Annotated in this window: 20 protein-coding genes; 7 read left to right on the forward strand and 13 right to left on the reverse strand. The window is 66.5% G+C overall.

Translation table 11 applies throughout. The annotated features are described in order from the left end of the window. Window positions 1–42 precede the first annotated feature (42 nt). From HMPREF2716_RS28120 to HMPREF2716_RS28140, 5 genes are all read right to left on the reverse strand, one after another. Complete coding sequence (locus HMPREF2716_RS28120; protein ID WP_003095563.1) at window positions 43–759, reverse strand: ABC transporter ATP-binding protein; 717 nt, start codon at window positions 757–759, stop codon at window positions 43–45. Beyond that, a complete protein-coding gene (locus tag HMPREF2716_RS28125) occupies window positions 756–1,628 on the reverse strand; it encodes an ATP-binding cassette domain-containing protein (protein ID WP_003095566.1) in 873 nt (290 codons plus the stop codon). The genes HMPREF2716_RS28120 and HMPREF2716_RS28125 overlap by 4 nt, the downstream gene beginning before the upstream one ends. After that, on the reverse strand, window positions 1,625–2,902 hold the full coding sequence (gene livM, locus HMPREF2716_RS28130) for a high-affinity branched-chain amino acid ABC transporter permease LivM (protein ID WP_003161297.1): 1,278 nt from the start codon (window positions 2,900–2,902) through the stop codon (window positions 1,625–1,627). Before livM ends, HMPREF2716_RS28125 begins: the two co-directional genes overlap by 4 nt. A gap of 10 nt (window positions 2,903–2,912) precedes the next feature. After that, a complete protein-coding gene (locus HMPREF2716_RS28135) occupies window positions 2,913–3,827 on the reverse strand; it encodes an ABC transporter permease subunit (protein ID WP_003095571.1) in 915 nt (304 codons plus the stop codon). Window positions 3,828–4,061: 234 nt separating this feature from the next. Next, window positions 4,062–5,186: a branched-chain amino acid ABC transporter substrate-binding protein gene (locus HMPREF2716_RS28140; protein ID WP_003116179.1), complete on the reverse strand. Its 1,125-nt coding sequence runs from the start codon at window positions 5,184–5,186 to the stop codon at window positions 4,062–4,064. Window positions 5,187–5,805: 619 nt separating this feature from the next. On the opposite strand from HMPREF2716_RS28140, the gene HMPREF2716_RS28145 reads away from it, so the two are divergent. Together HMPREF2716_RS28145 and HMPREF2716_RS28150 are read left to right on the forward strand one after the other, a co-directional pair. After that, window positions 5,806–6,744, forward strand: coding sequence for a LysR substrate-binding domain-containing protein (locus HMPREF2716_RS28145; RefSeq protein ID WP_012614609.1), 939 nt, complete (start codon window positions 5,806–5,808; stop codon window positions 6,742–6,744). Window positions 6,745–6,800: 56 nt separating this feature from the next. Further along, window positions 6,801–8,426, forward strand: coding sequence for a methyl-accepting chemotaxis protein (locus HMPREF2716_RS28150; RefSeq protein ID WP_003116177.1), 1,626 nt, complete (start codon window positions 6,801–6,803; stop codon window positions 8,424–8,426). A 46-nt stretch (window positions 8,427–8,472) separates the two neighbouring features. On the opposite strand, the gene HMPREF2716_RS28155 is transcribed toward HMPREF2716_RS28150, so the two are convergent. Then, the gene (locus HMPREF2716_RS28155) at window positions 8,473–9,168 is read right to left on the reverse strand and encodes an NUDIX domain-containing protein (RefSeq protein WP_003095579.1); all 696 of its coding nucleotides are present in this window, start codon (window positions 9,166–9,168) and stop codon (window positions 8,473–8,475) included. 14 nt (window positions 9,169–9,182) lie between these two features. Next, window positions 9,183–9,785 carry an adenylyltransferase/cytidyltransferase family protein gene (locus HMPREF2716_RS28160; protein ID WP_016253960.1) on the reverse strand — a complete coding sequence of 201 codons (603 nt, stop codon included), beginning with the start codon at window positions 9,783–9,785 and terminating at the stop codon, window positions 9,183–9,185. A 109-nt stretch (window positions 9,786–9,894) separates the two neighbouring features. Here HMPREF2716_RS28160 and HMPREF2716_RS28165 point away from each other — a divergent pair, with 109 nt between their 5' ends. From HMPREF2716_RS28165 to choE, 4 genes are all read left to right on the forward strand, one after another. Beyond that, entirely contained in the window at window positions 9,895–10,554 is a 660-nt protein-coding gene (locus HMPREF2716_RS28165) for a nicotinamidase (protein ID WP_004347694.1), read from the forward strand. Window positions 10,555–10,556: 2 nt separating this feature from the next. Further along, the gene (gene pncB / locus HMPREF2716_RS28170) at window positions 10,557–11,756 is read left to right on the forward strand and encodes a nicotinate phosphoribosyltransferase (RefSeq protein WP_003099996.1); all 1,200 of its coding nucleotides are present in this window, start codon (window positions 10,557–10,559) and stop codon (window positions 11,754–11,756) included. Between the two features lie 28 nt (window positions 11,757–11,784). Next, the gene (nadE, locus tag HMPREF2716_RS28175) at window positions 11,785–12,612 is read left to right on the forward strand and encodes an ammonia-dependent NAD(+) synthetase (RefSeq protein WP_003099998.1); all 828 of its coding nucleotides are present in this window, start codon (window positions 11,785–11,787) and stop codon (window positions 12,610–12,612) included. A 133-nt stretch (window positions 12,613–12,745) separates the two neighbouring features. Beyond that, window positions 12,746–13,669, forward strand: a complete 924-nt coding sequence (gene choE / locus HMPREF2716_RS28180; protein WP_004347688.1) for a cholinesterase ChoE — start codon at window positions 12,746–12,748, stop codon at window positions 13,667–13,669. Window positions 13,670–13,737: 68 nt separating this feature from the next. On the opposite strand, the gene azu is transcribed toward choE, so the two are convergent. After that, entirely contained in the window at window positions 13,738–14,184 is a 447-nt protein-coding gene (gene azu, locus HMPREF2716_RS28185) for an azurin (RefSeq protein WP_003095591.1), read from the reverse strand. A gap of 275 nt (window positions 14,185–14,459) precedes the next feature. On the opposite strand from azu, the gene HMPREF2716_RS28190 reads away from it, so the two are divergent. Then, on the forward strand, window positions 14,460–15,047 hold the full coding sequence (locus HMPREF2716_RS28190; RefSeq protein ID WP_003109460.1) for an LOG family protein: 588 nt from the start codon (window positions 14,460–14,462) through the stop codon (window positions 15,045–15,047). A 12-nt stretch (window positions 15,048–15,059) separates the two neighbouring features. Here HMPREF2716_RS28190 and HMPREF2716_RS28195 read toward each other — a convergent pair whose 3' ends face one another. The 5 genes from HMPREF2716_RS28195 to HMPREF2716_RS28215 form a co-directional block, all read right to left on the reverse strand. Next, window positions 15,060–15,755: a peptidoglycan DD-metalloendopeptidase family protein gene (locus tag HMPREF2716_RS28195; protein WP_023518150.1), complete on the reverse strand. Its 696-nt coding sequence runs from the start codon at window positions 15,753–15,755 to the stop codon at window positions 15,060–15,062. A 186-nt stretch (window positions 15,756–15,941) separates the two neighbouring features. Continuing rightward, entirely contained in the window at window positions 15,942–16,793 is an 852-nt protein-coding gene (locus tag HMPREF2716_RS28200; RefSeq protein WP_003095599.1) for a mechanosensitive ion channel family protein, read from the reverse strand. 250 nt (window positions 16,794–17,043) lie between these two features. Beyond that, complete coding sequence (locus HMPREF2716_RS28205; protein ID WP_003100003.1) at window positions 17,044–17,979, reverse strand: transglutaminase family protein; 936 nt, start codon at window positions 17,977–17,979, stop codon at window positions 17,044–17,046. Then, the gene (locus HMPREF2716_RS28210) at window positions 17,979–20,477 is read right to left on the reverse strand and encodes a circularly permuted type 2 ATP-grasp protein (protein ID WP_023518151.1); all 2,499 of its coding nucleotides are present in this window, start codon (window positions 20,475–20,477) and stop codon (window positions 17,979–17,981) included. Before HMPREF2716_RS28210 ends, HMPREF2716_RS28205 begins: the two co-directional genes overlap by 1 nt. 261 nt (window positions 20,478–20,738) lie before the next feature. After that, a complete protein-coding gene (locus HMPREF2716_RS28215; RefSeq protein ID WP_003100007.1) occupies window positions 20,739–22,982 on the reverse strand; it encodes a YgiQ family radical SAM protein in 2,244 nt (747 codons plus the stop codon). Window positions 22,983–23,052: the final 70 nt, after the last annotated feature.

Here is a 23,052-nt window from a genome sequence, read left to right on the forward strand (position 1 = left end):
CAGCGCCCGCCCCGGCGGCCAGGCAGCCGGGGCGGGGCGCGCTCAATGTCCGCCGAGATAGGCGTTGCGCACCTCCTGGTTGCCGAGCAGTTCTTCGCCGCTGCCGCTCATGCGGATTTCCCCGGTGACCATCACGTAGGCGCGGTCGGAGAGCTTCAGCGCATGGTTGGCGTTCTGCTCGACGAGGAAGATGGTCATGCCGCTCCTGGCCAGCTCGCGCAGGGTCTGGAAGATCTGCTTGACCACGATCGGCGCCAGGCCCAGGGAGGGCTCGTCGAGCAACAGCAACTTCGGCCGGCTCATCAGCGCGCGGGCGATGGCGAGCATCTGCTGCTCGCCGCCGGACATGGTCATGGCGCGCTGGTTGCGCCGCTCCTTCAGGCGCGGGAACAGCTCGAACATGCGCTGCATGTCCTCCTCGGCGTGGTCCATGCCGATGGGAATGGTACCCATCAGCAGGTTTTCCTCGACGCTCATGTCGGGGAACACCCGGCGTCCTTCCGGCGACTGCGCGATGCCGTTGGACGCCACGTAGTGCGCCGACTTCTGGCGGATGTCCTGGCCGCGATAGAGGATCTGCCCGGCCGCCGCACGCGGCTGGCCGAAGATCGACATCAACAGCGTCGACTTGCCCGCGCCGTTGGCGCCGATCAGGCTCACCGTCTCGCCCTCGTTGACCTGCAGCGAGACCTTCTTCAGCGCCTGGATCGGCCCGTAGAACACGTCCACCTCACGGAATTCCAGCAACGCCGCGCTCATGACAGCTCCTCTTCGTCGGCACCGAGATAGGCGGCGATCACCTTCTCGTCATGGCGGATCTGTTCGGGGTTGCCACGGGCGATCACGTCGCCGTGGTCGAGCACGATGATGTGGTCGGAGATGTTCATCACCATGCCCATGTCATGCTCGATCAGCAGTACGGTGATCCCGTGGTGGTCGCGCAGGTAGCGGACGATGTTGCTCAGGGCGTGGGTCTCGGCCGGGTTGAGGCCGGCGGCCGGTTCGTCCAGGCAGATGAGTTCCGGCCGCGTGCACATGGCCCGGGCGATCTCCAGGCGCCGCTGCTGGCCGTAGGACATCTCGCCGGCCAGGCGGTTGGCGCAGTCCACCAGGTCGACCACCTCCAGCCAGTAGAACGCGTGGTCCAGCGCCTCGCTCTCGGCGCGGCGATAGCCGGGAGTGTTGAGGATGCCGGCGAGCAGGTTGCGGTTGACGAACATGTGCTGCGCCACCAGCAGGTTCTCCACCACCGACATGTCCTTGAACAGGCGGATGTTCTGGAAGGTCCGCGCCAGCCCGGCGCGGTTCACCAGGTGGGTGCCGCCGAACATCTTGTAGTAGAGGCGACTGCCCAGTTGCGGCGGCTTGACGAAGTCGTCCAGCTGGAACGGCTCGCCGAGCACCTGGATGACGTCCGTGGTGCGCCCCTGGGTGTTGAGCAGGATGTTGCCGCCGGTGGCCTTGTAGAAGCCGGTGAGACAGTTGAACACGGTGGTCTTGCCGGCGCCGTTGGGGCCGATCAGCGCGGTGATCGAACCGCGCTCGACGTCGAGGTTGACGTCGTTGAGCGCCTTGATGCCGCCGAAGTGCATCATCAGGTGCTCGACGCTGAGGATCTTGTCGCTCATGGCGCCACCCCCTTGCGCGGGGCGAAGCCCACCCGGCTGATGCGGATCAGCCCGCGCGGCCGCCAGATCATCATCACCACCATGAGTATCCCGAGCAGCAGCACGCGGATGTCGGCGAAGCTGCGCAGCAGCTCCGGCGCCACGGTGAGGACGAAGGCGGCGATCACCACCCCGACCGTCGAGCCCATGCCGCCGAGCACGACGATGGCGAGGATCAGCGCCGACTCGAAGAAGTTGAACGAGGACGGGTTGACGAAGCCCTGGTAGCTGGCGAAGAACACCCCGGCCAGTCCCGCGGTGGAGGCGCCGAGCATGAACGCCGAGAGTTTCACCAGCACATGGTTGAGGCCCATCGCGCGACAGGCGATCTCGTCCTCGCGCAGCGCCTCCCAGGCGCGCCCGACCGGCATCCGGGTCAGCCGGTGCTTGATGTAGAGCACCAGCAGCACGACCAGGAACAGCACCACGTAGATGAACAGGAACTTCATGTTGGGGTTGTAGGCGATGCCGAGGAACTCGTGGATCGGCACCCCGCCATCCTTGGCCCGGCGGCCGAACTCCAGGCCGAGGAAGGTCGGCGCCGGCGCCGGCATGCCGTTCGGCCCGCCGGTGAAGGACAGCCAGTTGTTCAGTACCAGGCGGATGATCTCGCCGAAGCCCAGGGTGACGATCGCCAGGTAGTCGCCATGCATGCGCAACACCGGGAAGCCGAGGATCGCCCCGGCCACCGCGGCGGTCAGCGCGGCCAGCGGCAGGACGGTCCAGAAGCCCAGGCCGAGGTACTGGTAGCCCAGCGCCAGGCCATAGGCGCCAATGGCGTAGAAGGCCACGTAGCCGAGGTCGAGCAGCCCGGCGAGGCCGACCACGATGTTCAGGCCCAGGCCCAGCAGCACGTAGATCAGGCCGAGGATGACCACCGCCAGCAGGTACTTGCTGGCGAAGAACGGGAAGATCACCGCGGCCACCAGGATCAGCGGCACGATCCAGCGCAAGCGGGTCTTGTAGCCCGGCGGCAGGACGTGGACGCCGCTGCCAGCCCCCTCGAAGCGCTCCAGCACGGCCCGTCCGCCGCGGGTCTGCAGGTAGAGGCTGAGCAGGAAGCGCCCGGCCATCACGATCGCGATGATCCAGCCGACCCGCTCGTAATGCAGGTTGAAGCCGTAGCCGTCGAGGACCACGCCGACGATGGGGCCGAACACCACCAGGGCGATCAACCCGGAGAGCACGGCATCGACGACGCACTGCTTGAGATCGATGGAAGTCTCGTTGCTCATCGTCGTCCCCTTACACCTTGGCGATCTGCGGGCGGCCGAGCAGGCCCTGGGGACGGAAGATCAGGATCAGTACCAGCAACGAGAAGGCGAACACGTCCTTGTAGTCGGTGTTGACCATCCCCGAGAACTGCGCCTCGGCCACTCCCAGCACCAGGCCGCCGAGCATCGCCCCGGGCAGCGAGCCGATGCCGCCGAGCACCGCCGCGGTGAACGCCTTGATGCCGATGATGAAGCCGGCGTAGAAGTCGAAGGTGCCGTAGTTCATGGTGATCAGCACCCCGGCCAGGGCGGCCATCGCCGCGCCGATGACGAACACGTAGGAGATCACCCGGTCGGTGTTGATCCCCAGGATCGAAGCCATCTTGCGGTCCTGCTGGGTCGCCCGGCACATGCGCCCGAGCTTGGTGTAGCGGATCACGTAGGTCAGCACCGCCATGCCGATCAGCGAAGCGATCAGGATGAACAGCTTGGTGTAGGTGAGCTGGACGAAACCGTCGCCGACGTGGAATTTCAGGGCGCCGTCGAGCAGGGTCGGGATCCCCTGCTGGCGCGGTCCCTGCGCCACCTGCACGTAGTTCTGCAGGATCAGCGACATGCCGATCGCCGAGATCAGCGGCGCCAGGCGCGTGGAGTTGCGCAGCGGCTTGTAGGCGATGCGCTCGATCACCCAGCCGTAGGTGCAGGTCACCAGCACGGTGAACAGCAAGGTGCCGAGGATCAGCAGCGGGAAGTTCTGCAGGCCGAAGAAGGCCAGCAGGGCAAGGGCGATGGCCGACAGGTAGGCGGAGATCATGTACACCTCGCCGTGGGCGAAGTTGATCATGCCGATGATGCCGTAGACCATGGTGTAGCCGATGGCGATGAGGCCGTAGACCGAGCCAAGGGTCAGCCCGTTGATCATTTGCTGGAGGAAGATGCCGTCCATTTTTCAGTCTCTTCAGGGCGAATCGCGACGGCCTTTGTAAGGCGCGCCGGCGCTCGCCGGTGAAAGCGGACGGGTGCTACTGAAACGGCCCCGGATCGCGGGACTCCAGACCGACCACACGCAGACGTCTTCGGTGAATCCGCACTACGGCGGCAAGCACGGGCGAGCACTTCAGCAGCTCCCGGACTTACCCATGCGCCGGGCCTGTGCCCGGCGCATGGCGGTCGAGCGCGATCAGGGCAACTGGTGGTACTTGCCCTTGTCGTCCCACTCGTAGACCACGTAGTCGGAGACTTTCAGGTCGCCCTTCTTGTCCCATTCCTTCTTGCCCATCACGGTCTGCACCGGATGCGACTTCAGCCACTCGGCGGCCTTGGCCGGATCGTTGGCGCCGGCGCCGTTGAAGGCCGCCGCCAGGGACTGGATCGAGGCGTAGGAGTAGAGGGTGTAGCCTTCCGGCTCGAAACCGCCGGCACGGAATTTCTCCACCACCGCCTTGCCGTCGGGGATCAGCCGCGGGTCGGCGCCGAAGGTCATCAGCACTCCCTTGACGTACTGCGGACCGCCGGCGGTGGTCGCCAGTTCGTCGGTGACCACGCCGTCGTCGGACATGAACTTGGCGGTCAGTCCCTGTTCGCGCATCTGCCGTACCAGCGGACCGGCTTCCGGATGCAGGCCGCCGAAGTAGACGACCTCGGCACCGGAGGCGCGGATCTTGGTGACCAGCGCGTTGAAGTCCTTCTCGCCGCGAGTCAGGCCCTCGTAGAGAACCTCTTTCACGCCGAGCTTGTTCAGTTGCGCCCTGGTGGCGTCCGCCAGGCCCTGGCCGTAGGTGTCCTTGTCATGGATCACCGCGACCTTCTTGGCCTTGAGCACGTTGACGATATAGTCGCCGGCGACCACGCCCTGCTGGTCGTCGCGGCCGCACATGCGGAACATCCCGGAGAGTCCGCGCTCGGTGACCTGCGGGTTGGTGGAACCGGGGGTGATGGCGATGATCCCGGCCTCGTCGTAGACCTCGGATGCGGGGATGGTCGAAGAAGAGCAGAAATGGCCGACCACGGCGATGGCCTTGTCCTGGTCCACCAGGCGGTTGGCCACGGCCACGGCCTGCTTCGGTTCGCAGGCGTCGTCGGCCTTGACCAGCTTGATCTTCTCGCCGTTGATCCCACCCGCCGCGTTGATGTCTTCCGCCGCCTGGGACGCGCCGCGCCAGTATTGCTCGCCGAAGGAGGCGTTGGCGCCGGTATGCGGTCCGGCCACGCCGATCACGACGTCGGCCAGCGCATGCGTGGAAAGACCCATCACGGATGAAACCGCGAGAGCCAGGATGCCTTTTCTGAACAGCTTCTTGGACATGGGGTGTTGCTCCTGAGGATGATGTTGGCGCTCGTAACTACGATGTTGTTGTTGTGTTTCGCTCAACAGGCAGAGCAAGCGGCGTGCCATTCGTTTTTTTCCTGAGTGGCCGGCCACAAGAACTTTAGCCCTCCTTTCCGTTTTTATCTTTGTTATTGGAAATCAGTCATTTAGGCATTTCTCCGAATCCCCTTCGGAGAGCTACAGCCCAGGCTTCACAAGGCCTGAACCGTTCCTAGGAATAACTCTACAACGATATTGAAGCGGTTAGAAACTGCACGTCACTGGTGCGTTCCACGCACTAATTGAGGTCCTCTTTTTCAATGAAAGTGCAGGACAGAGCGGTTTTTAAAATTAATATGAACATGAACTTCCCGTAATTCGGTACTTGGCGGAAAAAGTCGATTCGAATACGACATGAACATATCCGTTAGCGACGCCACGTTCGGCGCAAAACCCTGTGACGGATTCGTCATAAGCCAGCGAATGCTCTATCGCGAGACTTGCCGGCAGTAATAAGCGTCGCGCGGCACTCCGGCAAGCGAGCTTTCCTCCCCACGTCATTCCGTTTATTCATATAACGCGTTCCGCCCGCTCCACCCGCGCCAGGAAACCCGCCATGCTGAACAAACGCCGCCTGCCGTCGATGACCGCCCTGCAATGCTTCGAAGCGGTAGCCCGGCACCTGAGCTTCACCCGCGCCGCCGAAGAGTTGAGCCTGACCCAGAGCGCCATGAGCAAGCAGGTCGCGCAACTCGAGGAGCAACTGCAGCACGCCCTGTTCCGCCGGGTGCGCAAGCGCTTGCAACTGACCCCGGCCGGCGAGCTGTACCTGGCCGAGGTACGACGCATCCTGCAACAGGTAGAGCTGTCCACCCGCTTCCTGCTTTCCTACGGCGGCGAGACCGAAGTGCTGCGAGTGGCGACCCCGCCGACCTTCGGCGCGCGCTGGCTGATCCCGCAACTGAACGGCTGGCGCCACCGCCACCCGAACATCCACCTCGACCTGCGCCAGGAACTGGAACCGGACGACCTGCGCCAGGGCCATTGCGACCTGGCGTTCTTCTTCGGCCCCGGCACCCTGCCGGGCGCCGAGTGCATCCGCCTGTTCGGCGAACAACTGGTGGCGGTCTGCGCGCCATCCCTGTTGCCGGCCGGCGGACTGGACGAACCGACCCAACTGGCGGAGCTGGTGCTGCTGCAGAACGCCAGCCGCGCGGAGGCCTGGCACGACTGGTTCGCCAGCCTGGAGCGAAATTGCCAGGGTTGCTACCACGGTCCACGCTTCGACACCTTCTACATGTGCATCCGCGCCGCCCAGGCCGGTTGCGGGGTAGCCCTGCTACCGCGCTTCCTGGTCGAGGAGGAACTCGCCGAAGGCAAGCTGGCGATCGCCTGGCCGCACGCCCTGCCCAGCCAGGAGGCCTACTACCTGGCCTATCCCGAGCATGCCGCGGAAGTCCCCAAGGTGCGCCATTTCATCGAGTGGATGGTAGAGCGCCTGGAGCAGGAGCAACCCTCAGCGGGCCCCCGCCAGACGCGCCACGGCCCGGTTTGACGTTTCCGCTGCGCGGAACCATCTTTACTCTCACTCGGTTCACCTCGGAACGTCCCATGCTCACTGGCGTCACGGTTCGAATCCGCCTGCTGGTCCTGGCGCTGCTACCGCTGACGATGCTCGTCACGGTCATCGCGATGGCGCTGGCCAACGCCAGTCGACTCGATGCCAGCTTCCAGGACCTTTTCAACAACCGGATGAAGCCCATCAGCCAGCTCAAGATCGTCGCCGACGCCGTTGCGGTCAGCGTGGTCGACGCCCTGCACAAGTACCGTGCGGGGGTCTTCGATGAAGAGCGCCTGCAGCAGGAGTTGAGTGGGGCGCTGTCGCGCATCGAGAAGTCGTGGGCCGACTATTCCGCAGACCACCGGACTGCCGCCGAGAAGGAAATCATCGAGTCGCTGGTCCCCACCCTGGAACGGGTCAAGCGGATGACCCTGGCATACGGCGAGCAGGCCAGGGCCGGAAGCCTGCGAAACGTCGAGGCCGGCACGTTCAATCGCGAGATGTATGGTGCGTTCGATCCGCTGGGAACCGCGCTGTCGACGCTGATCGACCTGCAGCTCAGTGAAGGCGCCAAGCTCAACGAGCAGATGGAGAAACGCTACGACTCCATGCGCACCACCTTCCTGCTCATCGGCGCCGCAGCCCTGGTCCTCATCGTCGCCGCGGCCTGGTTCATCAGCCTGTCGATCATGCGCCCGCTTTCCGATCTGCGCGGGGTGATCCGCCGCGTGCAGGACTCCTCGAATCTCACGCTCCGCGCCGATGCGCGCGGGCGCGACGAAGTGTCCGATACGGCGCGCGCCTTCAATATGATGCTGGAAAGCCAGCAGGCGCTGCTTCGGCATCTCGCCGAGACAGCCAGGAAGCTCACCATCACCTCGGACGAGATGAGTGCCATCAGCAACCAGGTCAGCCATGTCGCCACGTCCCAGGGCGACCAGACCGACATGGTCGCCACGGCGGTACACCAGATGAGCATGGCGGTCCAGGACGTGGCGCGGAACGCCCAGGCCGCCGCAGCCAGCGCGGAATCGGCGAACAGCGAGGCGCACACCGGAACCGGACTCGTGCATGCGAACCTCGACGCCATCCAGGGCCTGTCGGTCATGGTCGGAGAGGCGGGAGCCGTCATCGACACGCTACGCAACAAGACCGAGGAAATCAGCACCGTTCTGGAAGTCATCCAGAACATCGCCCAGCAAACCAACCTGCTCGCCCTCAATGCCGCGATAGAAGCCGCACGGGCGGGCGAGGCCGGACGCGGGTTCGCGGTGGTCGCCGATGAAGTGCGCAGCCTGGCCACCAATACGCACAAGGCCACCGAAACCATCCGCGAGATGATCGAAGCCCTGCAGGCAGGCGCCAGCAGCGCGGTCAGCGTGATGCAGCAGTCACGCGAGCAGGCCCAGGTCAGCCTCCAGCGCGCCCACGAGGCGGGAAAGGCGCTCGGTCTCATCGCCCAGGCGGTCGAAGGTATCGCCCAGAGCAACGCGCAGATATCCACGGCGACGGAAGAACAGACCGCCACCGCGAGCGAGGTCAGCCAGAACATCGACTCGCTCAATGCCAGCATCGGCGAAGTCGCCGAGGGCGCGGTGAAGACCTCCACCTCCAGTGTCGAGCTGGCGAAGCTGGCAAACGGACTGGAGCAGCAGATCCAGCGCTTCACCGTCTAGCAAGCGCGGCAGGGAGCGGCCTCACCGGCCCTGCCGCACCCGTTTGTCAGGACGCCAGCAGGCTGCGGTCGAAAACGAAGGCGCCGCCCGGCTTCGGGGTGAAATGCAGGACGTGTTGCGGGCGCCCCATGGGCGGACGCTGGCGTTCGCCGGTGTCCTCGACCCAGCCAGCCTCCTTCATCCGCTCCAGGCGCCCGCGCAGGCTGGAATGCTGGACTTCCTGGCCGATGGCGCACTCGAAGGCCTTCAGCGCCTCGGCCACGGTGAAGCGCGGCGCCAGCAGGAACAGCGGCAGGGCGCTGTACACCGACTTGCTCGCCAGGCGCTCGCAGGCCTGCTGTACCAGTTGGGCGTGGTCGAACGGCAGGGCGAAGCGCTCGCTGCGAACGTCGCGCAGCGGCACGAAGTCGAGGTCGTCGTCCTCCACCCGGGTGTCCGGACCGACCAGCACCAGGTAGAACACGCTCAGCGACCAGCCGCGCGGGTCGCGTACCGCGTTGCCGACCGTGGCCACCTGCTCGATGTAGGCCGGCTCCAGCCGCGCCTTGTCGCGCAGGGCGCGCACCGCCGCGTCGTCGAGACTGTGGTCGGCGCTGCGGCCGTTGACCAGCACGCCGGGCAAGGCCCACTGGCCGGCGAAAGGCGCCTGGGCGCGGCGGATCAGCAACAGCTCCAGTCCGTGCCCGGGGTTCAGGCGCAACGCCACGATATCCACGCTGGCCAATACTTCCGCTGAACTCATCGTCACTCCTCTCTTCAGCCCGCCTGGCGTTCGCCGCCATAGCAGTGCAGTTCGTCCTTCACTTCCGGCAGGCACCAGGCCTCCGGTACCGCCAGCCCTTCACGCAGGCGCTGGCGGATCATCGAGCTGTGCAGCGGCAGCCGCTCCTCCGCCACCAGCCGGCCGAAGCGCCAGCACAATTCGGCGGCGCGTTCGAAGCGCGGCAGCTCCGCCTCGTTGTCGGCGCCGATCAGCAGGGCGATCCGCGGTGACGCCAGGCCGCTACGCGCGGCCAGCGCTTCCAGCAGGTCGATGCTGTAGACCGCCGGACGATCAGGCATCAATCCTGCTTCGATCGGTTCGCAATACACCCGCCGCGGATCGATCCGCCGGGCCAGCCGCGCCAGCCAGCGGCAGCGCAGCTCGAAATCGCCCATGCGCTTGCCGAAGGCGTGGCGGTGGCTCGGCACCAGGGCGACCCGTTCGGCGCAAAGCAGCGCCCGGCGGATCACCGACTCATGGCCGGGGTGCGGCGGGTCGAACGCCCCACCGTAGACCGCGAGGGCGAAGTCGGGGGCGCGTCCGCCGCTCATCCCGGCAGGCAGTCGGCGAATCCGGTAACTTATTTCATCACGCATAGAAAATACCTTCCACTGCGAAATTTTGTAGTACAAGTGCTTGACGACTTATTTCACGTGATGAATTATGTACCCACATTCAGCCCCAACCCGTCAAGCGGAGGCTTCCATGAATCGTCCCAGCAAGATCGCCAGCTTCGATGTCGACGCCCAGAAAGGCTTCACCCCGCTGTGCCCGGACGAACTGCCGGTGCCCGGCGGCGACGCCATCGGCGCCGCCCTCAACCAACTGGCCAGCCGCGCCGCGCTTCGCCTGGGCAGCAAGGACGCGCACAGCCCGAAGGCTGCCTGGGTAGTGGAAAGCGCCGAGCAGATGCTGCGGCCGCTGGCCTATCCGGATGCCGACCTGACCTGGGTGAGCCACTGCGTACCGGGTACGCCGGGTTTCGAGCTGCTCGACGAACTGCCGCGGCCGATCGACTACGACTTCTTCGTCTGGAAGGGCGTGGAGCCGGACCTGCATCCCTACGGCGCCTGCTACCACGATCTGGCGGAACGCCGCAGCACCGGGGTCGTCGAATACCTGAGGCAGAATGGCGTGAGCCATGTGCTGGTGGGTGGCCTGGCGCTGGACTACTGCGTGAAGAACACCGCCCTGCAACTGCGCCGCGCCGGTTTCGAGGTGCTGCTCTACCTGCCCGCCTGCCGGGCCATCGCCGAGGACACCGCGCAGCGGGCCTGCGACGAGATGCGCGACGCCGGGGTGATCCTCTGCGCCGACCTGGAACGACTGGATAGCGCCCTCGCCGGCGCCGACAAGGAGAAGTGAACATGGCCGAAAGCGTCTTTGCCGAGCGCATCGTGCAGAACCTGCTCGATACCGATTTCTACAAGCTGACCATGATGCAGGCGGTGCTGCACAACTACCCCAACGCCGAAGTGGAGTGGGAATTCCGCTGCCGCAACGCCGAGGACCTGCGTCCGTACCTGGCGGAGATCCGCTACCAGATCGAGCGCCTCGCCGAAGTCGAGGTAACCGCCGACCAGCTCGCCTTCCTCGAACGCATCCCGTTCATGAAGCCGGACTTCATCCGCTTCCTCAGCCTGTTCCGCTTCAACCTGCGCTACGTGCACACCGGCATCGAGGATGGCCAACTGGCAATCCGCCTGCGCGGCCCATGGCTGCACGTGATCCTCTTCGAGGTGCCGCTGCTGGCCATCGTCAGCGAGGTGCGCAACCGTTATCGCTACCGCGAGGTGGTCCTGGAACAGGTCGGCGAGCAGCTCTATCGCAAGCTCGACTGGCTCTCCGCCCAGGCCAGCAGCGAGGAACTCGCGGAATTCCAGGTCGCCGACTTCGGCACCCGCCGGCGCTTCTCCTACCGCACCCAGGAGGAAGTGGTGCATATCCTCAAGCGCGACTTCCCCGGGCGCTTCGTCGGCACCAGCAACGTGCACCTGGCCCGCGAGTACGACCTCAAGCCGATCGGCACCATGGCCCACGAATGGCTGATGGCCCACCAGCAACTCGGCCCGCGGCTGGTCGACAGCCAGCAAGCGGCGCTGGACTGCTGGGTCCGCGAGTACCGCGGACAGCTCGGCATAGCCCTGACCGACTGCATTACCATGGATGCCTTCCTCGACGACTTCGACCTGTACTTCGCCAAGCTCTTCGACGGCCTGCGCCACGATTCGGGCGACCCGCTGGCCTGGGCGGAGAAAGCCATCGCCCACTACCGCCGCCTGGGTATCGACCCGCTGAGCAAGACCCTGGTGTTCTCCGACGGGCTGGACATGCCCAAGGCGTTGCAGCTGTTCCGCGCGCTACGTGGCAAGATCAACGTCAGCTTCGGCATCGGCACCAACCTGACCTGCGACATCCCGGGGGTCGAGCCGATGAACATCGTCCTGAAGATGACGGCCTGCAACGGCCATCCGGTGGCGAAGATATCCGACGCCCCGGGCAAGACCCAATGCCGCGACGAGAACTTCGTCGCCTACCTCCGCCACGTCTTCAACGTGCCGGCCTAATCCTTTCGCACCTAACGGGAGCCCGAACATGCAACAGATCCAACGCGACATCGCCCAAGCCCTGCAGGTCCAGCCGCCGTTCCAGTCGGAGGCCGACGTGCAGGCGCAGATCGCCCGGCGCATCGCCTTCATCCAGCAGTGCCTGAAGGATTCCGGGCTGAAGACCCTGGTGCTGGGGATCAGCGGCGGCGTCGACTCGCTCACCGCCGGCCTGCTGGCCCAGCGCGCCGTCGAGCAACTGCGCGAGCAGACCGGCGACCAGGCCTACCGCTTCATCGCCGTGCGCCTGCCCTACCAGGTGCAGCAGGACGAGGCCGATGCCCAGGCCTCGCTGGCGACCATCCGCGCCGACGAAGAGCAGACCGTCAACATCGGTCCGTCGGTGAAAGCCCTGGCGGAACAGCTGGAAGCCCTGGAAGGACTCGAGCCGGCGAAGAGCGACTTCGTCATCGGCAATATCAAGGCGCGCATCCGCATGGTCGCCCAGTACGCCATCGCCGGCGCCCGCGGCGGCCTGGTGATCGGCACCGACCATGCCGCCGAGGCGGTCATGGGGTTCTTCACCAAGTTCGGCGACGGCGCCTGCGACCTGGCTCCGCTCAGCGGCCTGGCCAAGCATCAGGTGCGCGCCCTCGCCCGCGCCCTCGGCGCTCCGGAGAACCTGGTGGAGAAGATCCCCACCGCCGACCTCGAGGACCTGCGCCCCGGCCATCCGGACGAGGCTTCCCACGGCGTCACCTATGCCGAGATCGACGCCTTCCTGCACGGCCAGCCGCTGCGCGAGGAAGCTGCGCGGGTGATCGTCGACACCTACCACAAGACCCAGCACAAGCGCGAACTGCCGAAGGCACCCTGAGCCTCCCGGTCCGTGCGGCAGGCCCGTCGTCGACGGGCCTTTGTCGCGGGCGGGAATGTGCCTGTCGCAACCAGGTCTTCAAGTCCGCGCGGCGGCGCGCTAGAAGGAAGCTGAATCCCTGCGAAGGCCAGCCATGCGCACCCGTCTCCCCGCCCTGCTCCTCGGTGTCCTGCTGGCCGGCCAGGCCTGCGGACACACATCCCCGCTGCTCGCGCCGGTACGGCAGATCCACGCCTTCGGCGACAGCTATTCGGACAACGGCGAAAGCCAGCGACTGACCCGCGAGATGCTCGCCAAGGGCATCGCCGGCGCCCAGGCATTGCCCGGCGAAGTCTACTGGCAGGGCCGCTGGAGCAACGGCCCGACCGCCGTCGAGGTGCTCGCCCGCCAGCTCGGCGCACAACTGGCCGACCATGCGGTGGGCGGCGCCAAGAGCGGAGCGGACAACTACTACGGCTGGATGAGCGCCTACCGCCATACCGGCCTCGCCGGCCAGGTCGACGCCTACCTCGCCACGCTGGACGGCAAGCCGGCCGACGGCCAGGCGCTGCACTTCATCTTCGTCTCCGCCAACGATTTCTTCGAGCATGAGGATTTCGCCGGCGAGCAGACCCTGGAACAACTGGCCGGCAGCAGCGTGGCGAACATCCGCGCCGCGGTGCAGCGTCTCGGAGAGGCCGGCGCACGACGCTTCCTGGTGGTCAGTTCGACCGACCTGAGCGTGGTCCCGGCGGTGGTCGTCGGTAACCGGGTCGAGCGTGCGCAGCGCTACCTGCAAGCGGTCAACGCCAGCCTGCCGATCCAGCTCGCCGCCCTGCGCAAGACCCGCGGCCTGGAGCTGAGCTGGTTCGACCATCTCACCTTCAGCCGCCACTTGCGGCGCAACCCGGCACGCTACGGCCTGGTGGAACTGGACGCGCCCTGCCAGCCGACCCAGCCCAGCGTCCGCCCGGCCTGCGCCAACCCGGACCAGTACTACTTCTGGGACGAGTGGCATCCGACCCGGCGCGTGCACCAACTGGCCGGCGAAGCGATGGCGGCGCGCTACGCGCGCTGAGCCCGGCGCGCGCCCATGAAAAAGCCCGGCAGCGGCCGGGCTTTTTCATGCAGCGGATCGCTCGCGCATCACTTCAGGGTCAGGGTGCCCTTCATCAGCGCGGAGTGGCCCGGGAAGGTGCAGAAGAACATGTACTGCTCGCCTTCCTTCAGCTTGGAGACGTCGAAGGTCACCGAGTCCTTCTCGCCCGAGCCGATCAGCTTGGTGTGGGCGATGACACGGCTGTCGTCGGGCTTCAGGTAATCCTTGTCCAGGCCGGAAGCCATGCCGTCGGTGACCACGCCCTGCATGTCGGCGGCGGTGCTCAGTACCCAGTTGTGGCCCATGACGTTCTTCGGCAGGTTGCCGGGGTGGGACAGGTTGACGGTGAACTGCTTGCAGCTCTTGTCGACGGTGATGGCATTGGTGTTGAACTGCATCTGGTCGTTACCCTGGATGTCCACCGAGCACTCGGCAGCCAGCAGTGGCGCACTGAGCAGGGACAGCAGGGATACCGCAGCGAGTTTACGTAGCATGGAGCAGCCTCCTAGGCAGGTTGGGCGATGAATCCTGAAAGAGCAGACTGCCCGATCGGGCACCGAGTTCCACTGATTCAGGTCAAACCCGAACCGGACGTGGCGGGGCATCGAGCGGGATCTGCCCGGCGTTTACTACGGGGAACTCCTGTTTTAGCACAGATGTGCCGCTTCGCGCCTGCGACGCAACGTCCGGCAACGCTTCGCACGGCTTGGTCGAAGCGCTCCCAGCCGCTACCCTGTGCGCCTTTTTCCACCCCCGACAGGAGTCGATCATGACCTTGCGTTCCGTCTGCGTATTCTGTGGCGCCAGCCCCGGCGCTTCCCCGGTCTACCAGGAAGCCGCCGTGGCCCTCGGCCGGCACCTGGCCGAGCGCGGCCTGACCCTGGTCTACGGTGGCGGCGCGGTCGGTCTGATGGGCACCGTGGCGGACGCCGCATTGGCCGCCGGCGGCGAAGTGATCGGGATCATCCCGCAGAGCCTGCAGGAGGCCGAGATCGGCCACAAGGGCCTGACCCGCCTGGAAGTGGTAGACGGCATGCACGCGCGCAAGGCACGCATGGCCGAACTGGCCGACGCCTTCATCGCCCTGCCTGGCGGGCTCGGCACCCTGGAAGAGCTGTTCGAGGTCTGGACCTGGGGCCAACTGGGCTACCACGCCAAGCCGCTGGGCCTGCTCGAAGTGAACGGTTTCTACGACCCGCTGCTGACTTTCCTCGACCACCTGGTCGACGAACGTTTCGTCCGCGCCGAACACCGCGGCATGCTGCAGCGCGGTGCCAGTCCGGAGGCGCTGCTCGATGCCCTCGCCGCCTGGACGCCAAGCGTGGCGCCAAAGTGGGTCGACCGCACCCCGCAGTGATCCGCTCCTTTCTCAGGACGGCGGCAGCAGGCTCAGCGGGTCGAGCGGCCGGCCGTTCTGGCGGATCTCGAAGTACAGTTGCACCCGGTCGGCATCCGAGGAACCGGCCTCGGCGATCTTCTGGCCCTTGCTGACCATCTGCCCCTCCTTCACCAGCAAGCGGCTGTTGTGCGCGTAGGTGCTGGTGTACGAGGTACCGTGCTGGATGATCACAAGGTTGCCGTAGCCACGCATGTTGTTCACCGCGAACACCACCTTGCCGGCCAGCGAGGCCTGTACCGGCTGGCCCAGGGTGCCGGCGATGCGGATGCCCTTGTTGAGCTTGTCGGAACTGGAGAAGCGGCGGATCACCGGCCCCTTCATCGGCCACTGCCAGCCGCGCAGGGTCACCGACGGCGGCGGAGGCGGCGGCTTGCGCGCACGGGTGTTAGACGAAGAGCGGCTACTGGCGACGTAGGTCGACTTGCGCCCGTCGAAGCGCACCACCTGGCCGACCTTGACCGCGTAGGGCGGGCGGATGCCGTTGGCGCGCGCCAGGTCCTTGTAGTTCCAGCCGTGCCGGGTGGCGATCGAATAGAGGGTGTCGCCGCGCTTGACGCGATACTCGCCGCGCACGACCTTCGGCACCGACGCCCCCGGGCCGGGAGCCTTGGAGCTGCACGCGGATACCGCCAGCAGGACGGCGATCAAGAGCAATCTGAAGAACACACGGAATCCTTTTCCCGATGAAACCCGGCCGGCTGCGGCGACGGTTGCAGGCCCGCACTATACCTTGTTCGCCGGGGTGCCCGTTGGACTCGCCGATGGCCCGTTTTCTCCGCGCGGCCCGCCACCCGGTCCGCGCACAAACGCCAACGCCCCGCAGGACGGGGCGTCGGTGCCGAGCGGGAAACGTCAGGCGCCGGCGGACTGCTGCACGATCACCGTCTGCGCCGGCATCGGTGCCGGGAAGTCGGCGCCGAGGGCGTCCTTGATCACCTTGTTGGTATCGAAATAGACCTGCCAGTAATGGTCGTTGTGGCAATACGGGCGCACCGCCAGCACCGGCCCGACCAGGTTGAACTCGAGGATCTCCACGTCCACCGGCGGCTCGCCGAGCACGTTGGGAATCGCCGCGACGCGCTGCTTGAGCAGGGCGATGGCCGCCTGGTAGTCGGCGGCACCGGAAAGCTGCGCCTTCAACTCGACCCGGCGGAACGGGTTGTGGGTGAAGTTCTGGATGTTGTCGCCGAATATCTTGTTGTTGCCGACCATGGTCAGCACGTTGTCCGGAGTGTTGATCGCCGTGGTGAACAGGCCGATCTCCTTGACCGTGCCGGTCACTCCGCCGGCGCAGATGAAGTCGCCGACCTTGAACGGCCGCAGGACGATGATGAAGCCGCCGGCCGCCAGGTTCGCCAGCAATCCCGACCAGGCCATGCCAATGGCCAGGCCGACCGCCGCGATCAGCGCCGCCAGGCTGGTGGTCTGGATGCCGAAGAAACCGAGGATGCCCACCACCAGCAGCACGTTCAGGGTCACCGTGATGAACGAACCCACGTAGCGCAGCACGGTGGGATCGACCTTTTGCCGCTCGAGGGATTTCTGCACCATGCCGACGGCGAAGCCGATCAGCCAGCGGCCGATCACCCAGAAGGCGATGGCCGCGAGAATCTTGATGCCGAAGGCGAAGGCGTACTGGGACACCGTCGCCCAGAGCGCGTTGATCTTCTCGGTACCTACGTTGACGATCGTCGTGTCATCCATATCGCTCACCGTGCGCAAGGAAGGAGTCTGGCTCCGTACGAGAACCGCCCCTGGCACCGGAAAGGCAGGCTCCGGCCCTTGGCCCGACAACGTCCGTAGCGGATTCTGGAAAAGCTAGCACGGCGCCGCGAATTTGCCGGAGCACCGCTTCGTTGTCCCCAAACGGCGTGGGCGAGGCTGTGGACAACCTGGGTGAAAAGGTCCGGGAGTCCCGGGCGGCAGGGCCTCCGCGGGACCGATCACTTTTTGATCAGCCGGCTGTTTCCTGTAGCGGCAGCACCGTCACCCGCACCTCCGGGTCATGGCTACCGCCACCGAGGATCACCCCGCGCAACGGCGACACATCGGAAAAATCCCGCCCCCAGGCCAGGGTGATGTGCTCCAGGTCGGGCAACAGGTCGTTGGTCGGGTCGAAATCCACCCAGCCGTTCTCCGGGCAATACAGCGAGACCCAGGCATGCGAGGCGTCGGCACCGATCAGTCGCGCCTGTCCGGGCGGCGGGCGGGTCAGCAGGTAGCCGCTGACGTAGCGCGCCGCCAGTCCGCGCGCGCGCAGGCAGGCGAGCATCAGGTGGGCGAAGTCCTGGCAGACCCCGCGACGGCGCTCCAGCACTTCGTCCAGCGGCGTCGCCACCTGGGTGGCCTGCGCATCGAAGGCGAACTCGCGGAAGATCTTCTCCATCAGTGCCGCCGCCGCCACCAGCAACGGCCGTCCGGGCGGGAAGCAGTCGGCGGCGAACTCGGCGAATCGCCGCTGGATGCGCACATAGGGCGACTCGACGCGATAGCGGCAGGCTTCCAGCTCGGCGGCGGACAGCGCCCGCCCGGAAAATGCCAGCCCGGCGGCGACGGTTTCCCATGCCGGCGACGCGGTCAGTTGCGCCGGCGCATGGGCGAACACTTCGACCTGCAGTCGCGCACTGACCCGCAGCGCCTCGTGAGGACGCTCGAAGGCCAGCCGGCTCAGCGGATTGCCGAATGCGTCGTGGCCATCCTCGCGCCGGCTCGGCCCCGGCTCGATCAGCAGTGCCCGCTCATGACAGGCCTGCCAGGCGCATTCGCGTGGCCAGAGATGCGCCAGTTGCCGCGACAGCGAGACCGGCGTCGCATAGCGGTAATGGGTGTCGTGCAGCACCTGGTAGCGGGCGCCCTGGAGCGGAACGGAGCGAAGCGCGGGTGCGGACATCAGGTGGATACCGTTCTCTGGCTGACATCGTCGACATGGGCGAAATAGCGCAAGCCTAGCCGATCGGAGACCTGTCCGGCGCAGGCGGCGATGTCGCGCAGCAGTCGCGCCAGCCCGACGAGCACCTCGTCGAGTCCTGCCGCGCCGAACAGCGGGCTTTCCAGGGCCGCCAGATCGAAGCTGCGCAGGCGTTCGCCCAGGGTCCTGAGTTCCCGCTCGCGTGGCGCGCCGAACTCCTCGTGCAGGCGCTCCAGCGAACGCTCCAGGGCCTGCAACTGGAAGCGCAGCGAGTGCGGGTTCTGCTCGTGCAACAGGAGCAGGTCGAGCACCGGGACCAGCTGCGGCGACGCCAGGTAGCGCGAGCGGTAGGTGATGCCGCTGTTACCCAGCTCCAGCAGCCACTCCAGCGCGCCGGCGTCCCAGGCGCTACCACCGTCGAGGAAGGCGGCGATGCTCTCGGCGAAGAAGCGCACGCGCTCGATGCGCCGGCCGATCATCAGGAAACGCCAGCCGTCGTCGCGGGTCATGTCGTCGAGGGCGAAACCGGACAACGCGGCCAGGGACATCACTAGCCGGTTGAGGAAGTCCAGCGCTTCGCCGAGGTCGGTGCGTGCCGGATCGAGCGCCTGCATGTCGCGTTGCAGCTCCAGCAAAGCCAGCCAGTTCTCCCCGGACAAGCGCCCGCGCACCTGCGCCGCCGCCCAGTGCAGGCGCCGCAGGTTGGCGCACAGGCTCGCCGGCCAGTGCTCGTCGAGCAACGCCCGCAACAGGCACCTTTCCAACGGCTCGCCATCCCCGGGCAGCAGGCCGATGCCGCCGGCCAGGGCCAGGGCGCTGCGCAACGCCTCTTCGTCGCCATCGGCATCCACGTAGCGCGACAGCACCACCCGCAACAGGCGCGCATGGTCGTCGCAACGCTCGGCATAGCGGCCGTACCAGAACAGGTTCTCCACCACCCGCGACGGCAGGTAGGGGTCTTCGCGGACCAGGTCGCGCACGCCGAGCCGGCGCGGTCGCAACGGCTCGCCGCCGACTGCTCGCTCGGCCAGCACCCAGGTGTCCTTGCTCGCCCCGCCGCGCTGCATCGACACCACTTCGGCGTCCGCCGCCGAGGCTACGCGGGTCAGGCCGCCGGGCATCACCCAGTAGCGGCCGTCGCTGGCGGCGACGGCGAATACGCGCATGCCGATGGCCCGCGACTGCAGGCCGACGCCGGCCTCGCCGTCGCGCCAGACCGGCGCCTGGGACAACTGCGCCAGGCGTTGCGCCACGTAGGCCTGCGGGCGCTCGCGCAAGCGCTCGCCGAGGGATGCCAGGCCGGCACTGTCGAGGGCGTGGCCGAACAGAGGTTCGCAGCGCTGGCCGGGAAAGGCCGGCTTGATCACCAGGTCGGGCAGTGCCGCGAGTATCGCCTCGAGGGCTTGCGGCTCGCCGCACCAGCGGGTGTCAAGCGAGGGCAGCGCCAGTTCCTCGCCAAGCAGGCGGCGACAGGCCTGCGGCAGGAAGCCGAGCAGGCCGGGCGACTCCAGCACTCCGCTGCCCAGTGCGTTGGCCACCAGCACGCGTCCCTGGCGTACCGCCTCGAGCAGGCCGGGAATGCCCAGCGCCGAGTCGGTACGTAATTCCAGTGGGTCGCAGAAATCGTCATCGAGGCGCCGCAATACCGCGTGCACCCGTTTCAGGCCGCCGAGGGTCTTGAGATAGAGGGTGGCGTCGCGCACCGTCAGGTCGTGCCCCTCGACCAGCGGAAAACCGAGCTGGCGCGCCAGGTAGAGATGCTCGAAGTAGGTTTCGTTGAAACGTCCGGGAGTCAGCAGCACCACCAGCGGCGTCTCGCCGTCGCCGGCGGCCTGGCTGGCGAGGGTCTCCTGCAGGGTGCGGAAATACCCGGCGAGATGCTGCACGCGCAGGTCGCGATAGAGTTCCGGCAAGGCCCGCGAGACGATCTGCCGGTTCTCCAGCGCATAGCCCGCGCCGGACGGAGCCTGGGTGCGGTCGGCAAGGACCTGCCAGCGTCCGTCGGCATCGCGCGCCAGGTCCACGGCATAGCTGTGCAGGAAAATCCCGCCGGGCGGCCGGATGCCGAGCGCCGGCCAGAGGAAGTTCGGATGGCCGAAGACCAGTTCGCTGGGCAGCAGCCCTTCGGCGAGCAGACGCTGGTCGCCGTACAGGTCGGCCAGCAGCGCATTGAGCAGCCGAGCACGCTGCGCCACACCAGCGGCGATCGGCTGCCACTCGGCGGCGGACAGCAGGTTCGGCAGAAGGTCCAGCGCCCAGGGGCGGTCGGTGCCCTTGGGATCGGCGTAAACGTTGTAGGTGACGCCGTTCTCCTGGATCTGCCGTTCCACCAGGGCCTGGCGCTGGCGCAGTTGCTCAGGGCTGCTGCGCTCCAGTTGGCGGAACAGCCGCTGCCAATGGGGACGCACGCCGCCCTGGCGATCGAGCAACTCGTGGTAGGCCGTATCGGTGAACGGATAGTGGGCAAGCAGCTCGGGCATCGAAGGCTCGCGGGGCTGGGGTTGCGGTCACTGTAGCGGAGTCGGCGGCGCGACGCCGGAGCGAAGCGACGAGGCGTTGCCGGGTCCGCCACGACGGTTCTTCGTGAAGACCGGGATGCCCCGGAAGCGCAAGACTTGTGCCAGCGCCGTCAGGCCCGGGCGGCCAGGAGGTCGTGCCGCGGCAATGCACTGCGACGGTGCGCGACCGCCGGCAAGGTTGCAGCCGCGCACGCTTTGCGGGCGGCAGGGCCGCCCCGGCGATCAGCGCGGGATGTTCGGCTGGCGCGACTTCTTCTTGCCCTTGGCGAAGGCCGTCGCCTTGTTCTGCTGGCCCTTGCTCCACGGCTTGCCGCCGTCGCTGGCGCGTGGCGGCAGGCCGGTATGCTGGGTCAGCAGCTTGCCGGCCTTCTTGCTGCCGGCCGGCGTCGAGTTCTTCCGCCGGGCGCTCTGGTATTCGCCGGTATCCGGCTGGTAGGTCGGGACCAGGTGGTGCTTGCCATTGCCGATCAGGTCGGCGCGCCCCATCCGCTCCAGCGCCTCGCGCAGCAGCGGCCAGCCTTTCGGGTCGTGGTAGCGCAGGAAGGCCTTGTGCAGGCGCCGCTGCTGGTCGCTCTTGACGATGGTCACGCCATCGCTCTTGTAGGTGACCTTGCGCAGCGGGTTCTTGCCCGAGTGATACATAGCGGTGGCAGTGGCCATCGGCGAAGGATAGAACGCCTGGACCTGGTCGGCGCGGAAGCCGTTGCGCTTGAGCCACAGGGCCAGGTTCATCATGTCTTCGTCGGTGGTCCCGGGATGGGCGGCGATGAAGTACGGGATCAGATACTGCTCCTTGCCGGCTTCCTTCGAGAACTTCTCGAACATCTGCTTGAAGCGGTCGTAGGTGCCGATCCCCGGCTTCATCATCTTGTCCAGCGGACCGCGCTCGGTGTGCTCCGGGGCGATCTTCAGGTAGCCGCCGACGTGGTGGGTCACCAGTTCCTTGACGTACTCGGGCGACTCGACGGCGAGGTCGTAGCGCAGGCCGGAGGCGATCAGGATCTTCTTCACCCCCGGCAGCGCCCGGGCCTTGCGGTACAGCTCGATCAGCGAGCTGTGGTCGGTATCGAGGTTCTCGCAGATGCCGGGGAACACGCAGGATGGCTTGCGGCAGTGCCGCTCGATGTCCGGGCTCTTGCAGGCGATGCGGTACATGTTCGCCGTCGGTCCGCCAAGGTCGGAGACCACGCCGGTGAAGCCGGGCACCTTGTCGCGCATCTCCTCGATCTCGCGGATGATCGAGTCGTGCGAGCGGTTCTGGATGATCCGTCCCTCATGCTCGGTGATCGAGCAGAAGGTGCAGCCGCCGAAGCAGCCACGCATGATGTTCACCGAGAAGCGGATCATCTCGTAGGCGGGAATCTTCGCCTTGCCGTAGGCCGGGTGCGGCACGCGGGCATAGGGCATGCCGAACACGTAGTCCATTTCCTCGGTGCTCATCGGAATGGGCGGCGGGTTGAACCAGACATCCACTTCGCCGTGCTTCTGCACCAGGGCACGGGCGTTGCCCGGGTTGGTCTCCAGATGCAGCACGCGGTTGGCGTGGGCATAGAGCACCGGGTCGTTGCGCACCTTCTCGAAAGACGGCAGGCGGATCACGGTCTTCTCCCGGGTCAGCCTGGGGTTCGCCAGCAACTGCACGACCTTGGCTTCCTGCGGGTCCTCCTGCGCGCCCTTTTCCTGCTCGATGGCGCAGGCGGCGGTGTCCTGGGTGTTCACGTAGGGATTGATGATCTTGTCGATCTTGCCCGGCCGGTCGATCCGCGTGGAATCGATCTCGAACCAGCCCTCCGGGGTGTCGCGACGGACGAAGGCGGTGCCGCGCACGTCGGTGATCGCGCTCACCAGTTCGCCCTGGGCCAGGCGCTGGGCGATTTCCACCACCGCACGCTCGGCGTTGCCGTAGAGCAGGATGTCGGCCGTGGCGTCCATCAGGATCGAGCGGCGGACCTTGTCCTGCCAGTAGTCGTAATGGGCGATGCGCCGCAACGAGGCCTCGATCCCGCCGAGGATCACCGGCACATGGCTGTAGGCCTCCTTGCAGCGCTGACTATAGACCAGGCTGGCGCGGTCCGGGCGCTTGCCGGCCAGGCCGCCGGGGGTGTAGGCGTCGTCGGAACGGACCTTCTTGTCCGCGGTGTAGCGGTTGATCATCGAGTCCATGTTGCCGGCCGCCACGCCGAAGAACAGGTTCGGCTCGCCGAGCTTCATGAAGTCGTCCTTCGACTGCCAGTCCGGCTGGGCGATGATGCCGACGCGGAAGCCCTGGGCCTCCAGCAGGCGGCCGATGATGGCCATGCCGAAGGACGGGTGGTCGACGTAGGCATCGCCGGTGACGATGATGATGTCGCAGGAGTCCCAGCCGAGCTGATCCATCTCTTCCCTACTCATAGGCAGGAAGGGCGCCGGACCGAAACACTCGGCCCAGTACTTGGGATAGTCGAACAGCGGCTTGGCGGCTTGCATCACGGGCACCAGGGGGGATCTCTAGGAATGGGGGGGCGCGAAAACGCGGGGCGCGGAATATAGCACAAAA

Source organism: Pseudomonas sp. HMSC076A11 (assembly GCF_001810205.1).
Taxonomy (GTDB): domain Bacteria; phylum Pseudomonadota; class Gammaproteobacteria; order Pseudomonadales; family Pseudomonadaceae; genus Pseudomonas; species Pseudomonas aeruginosa.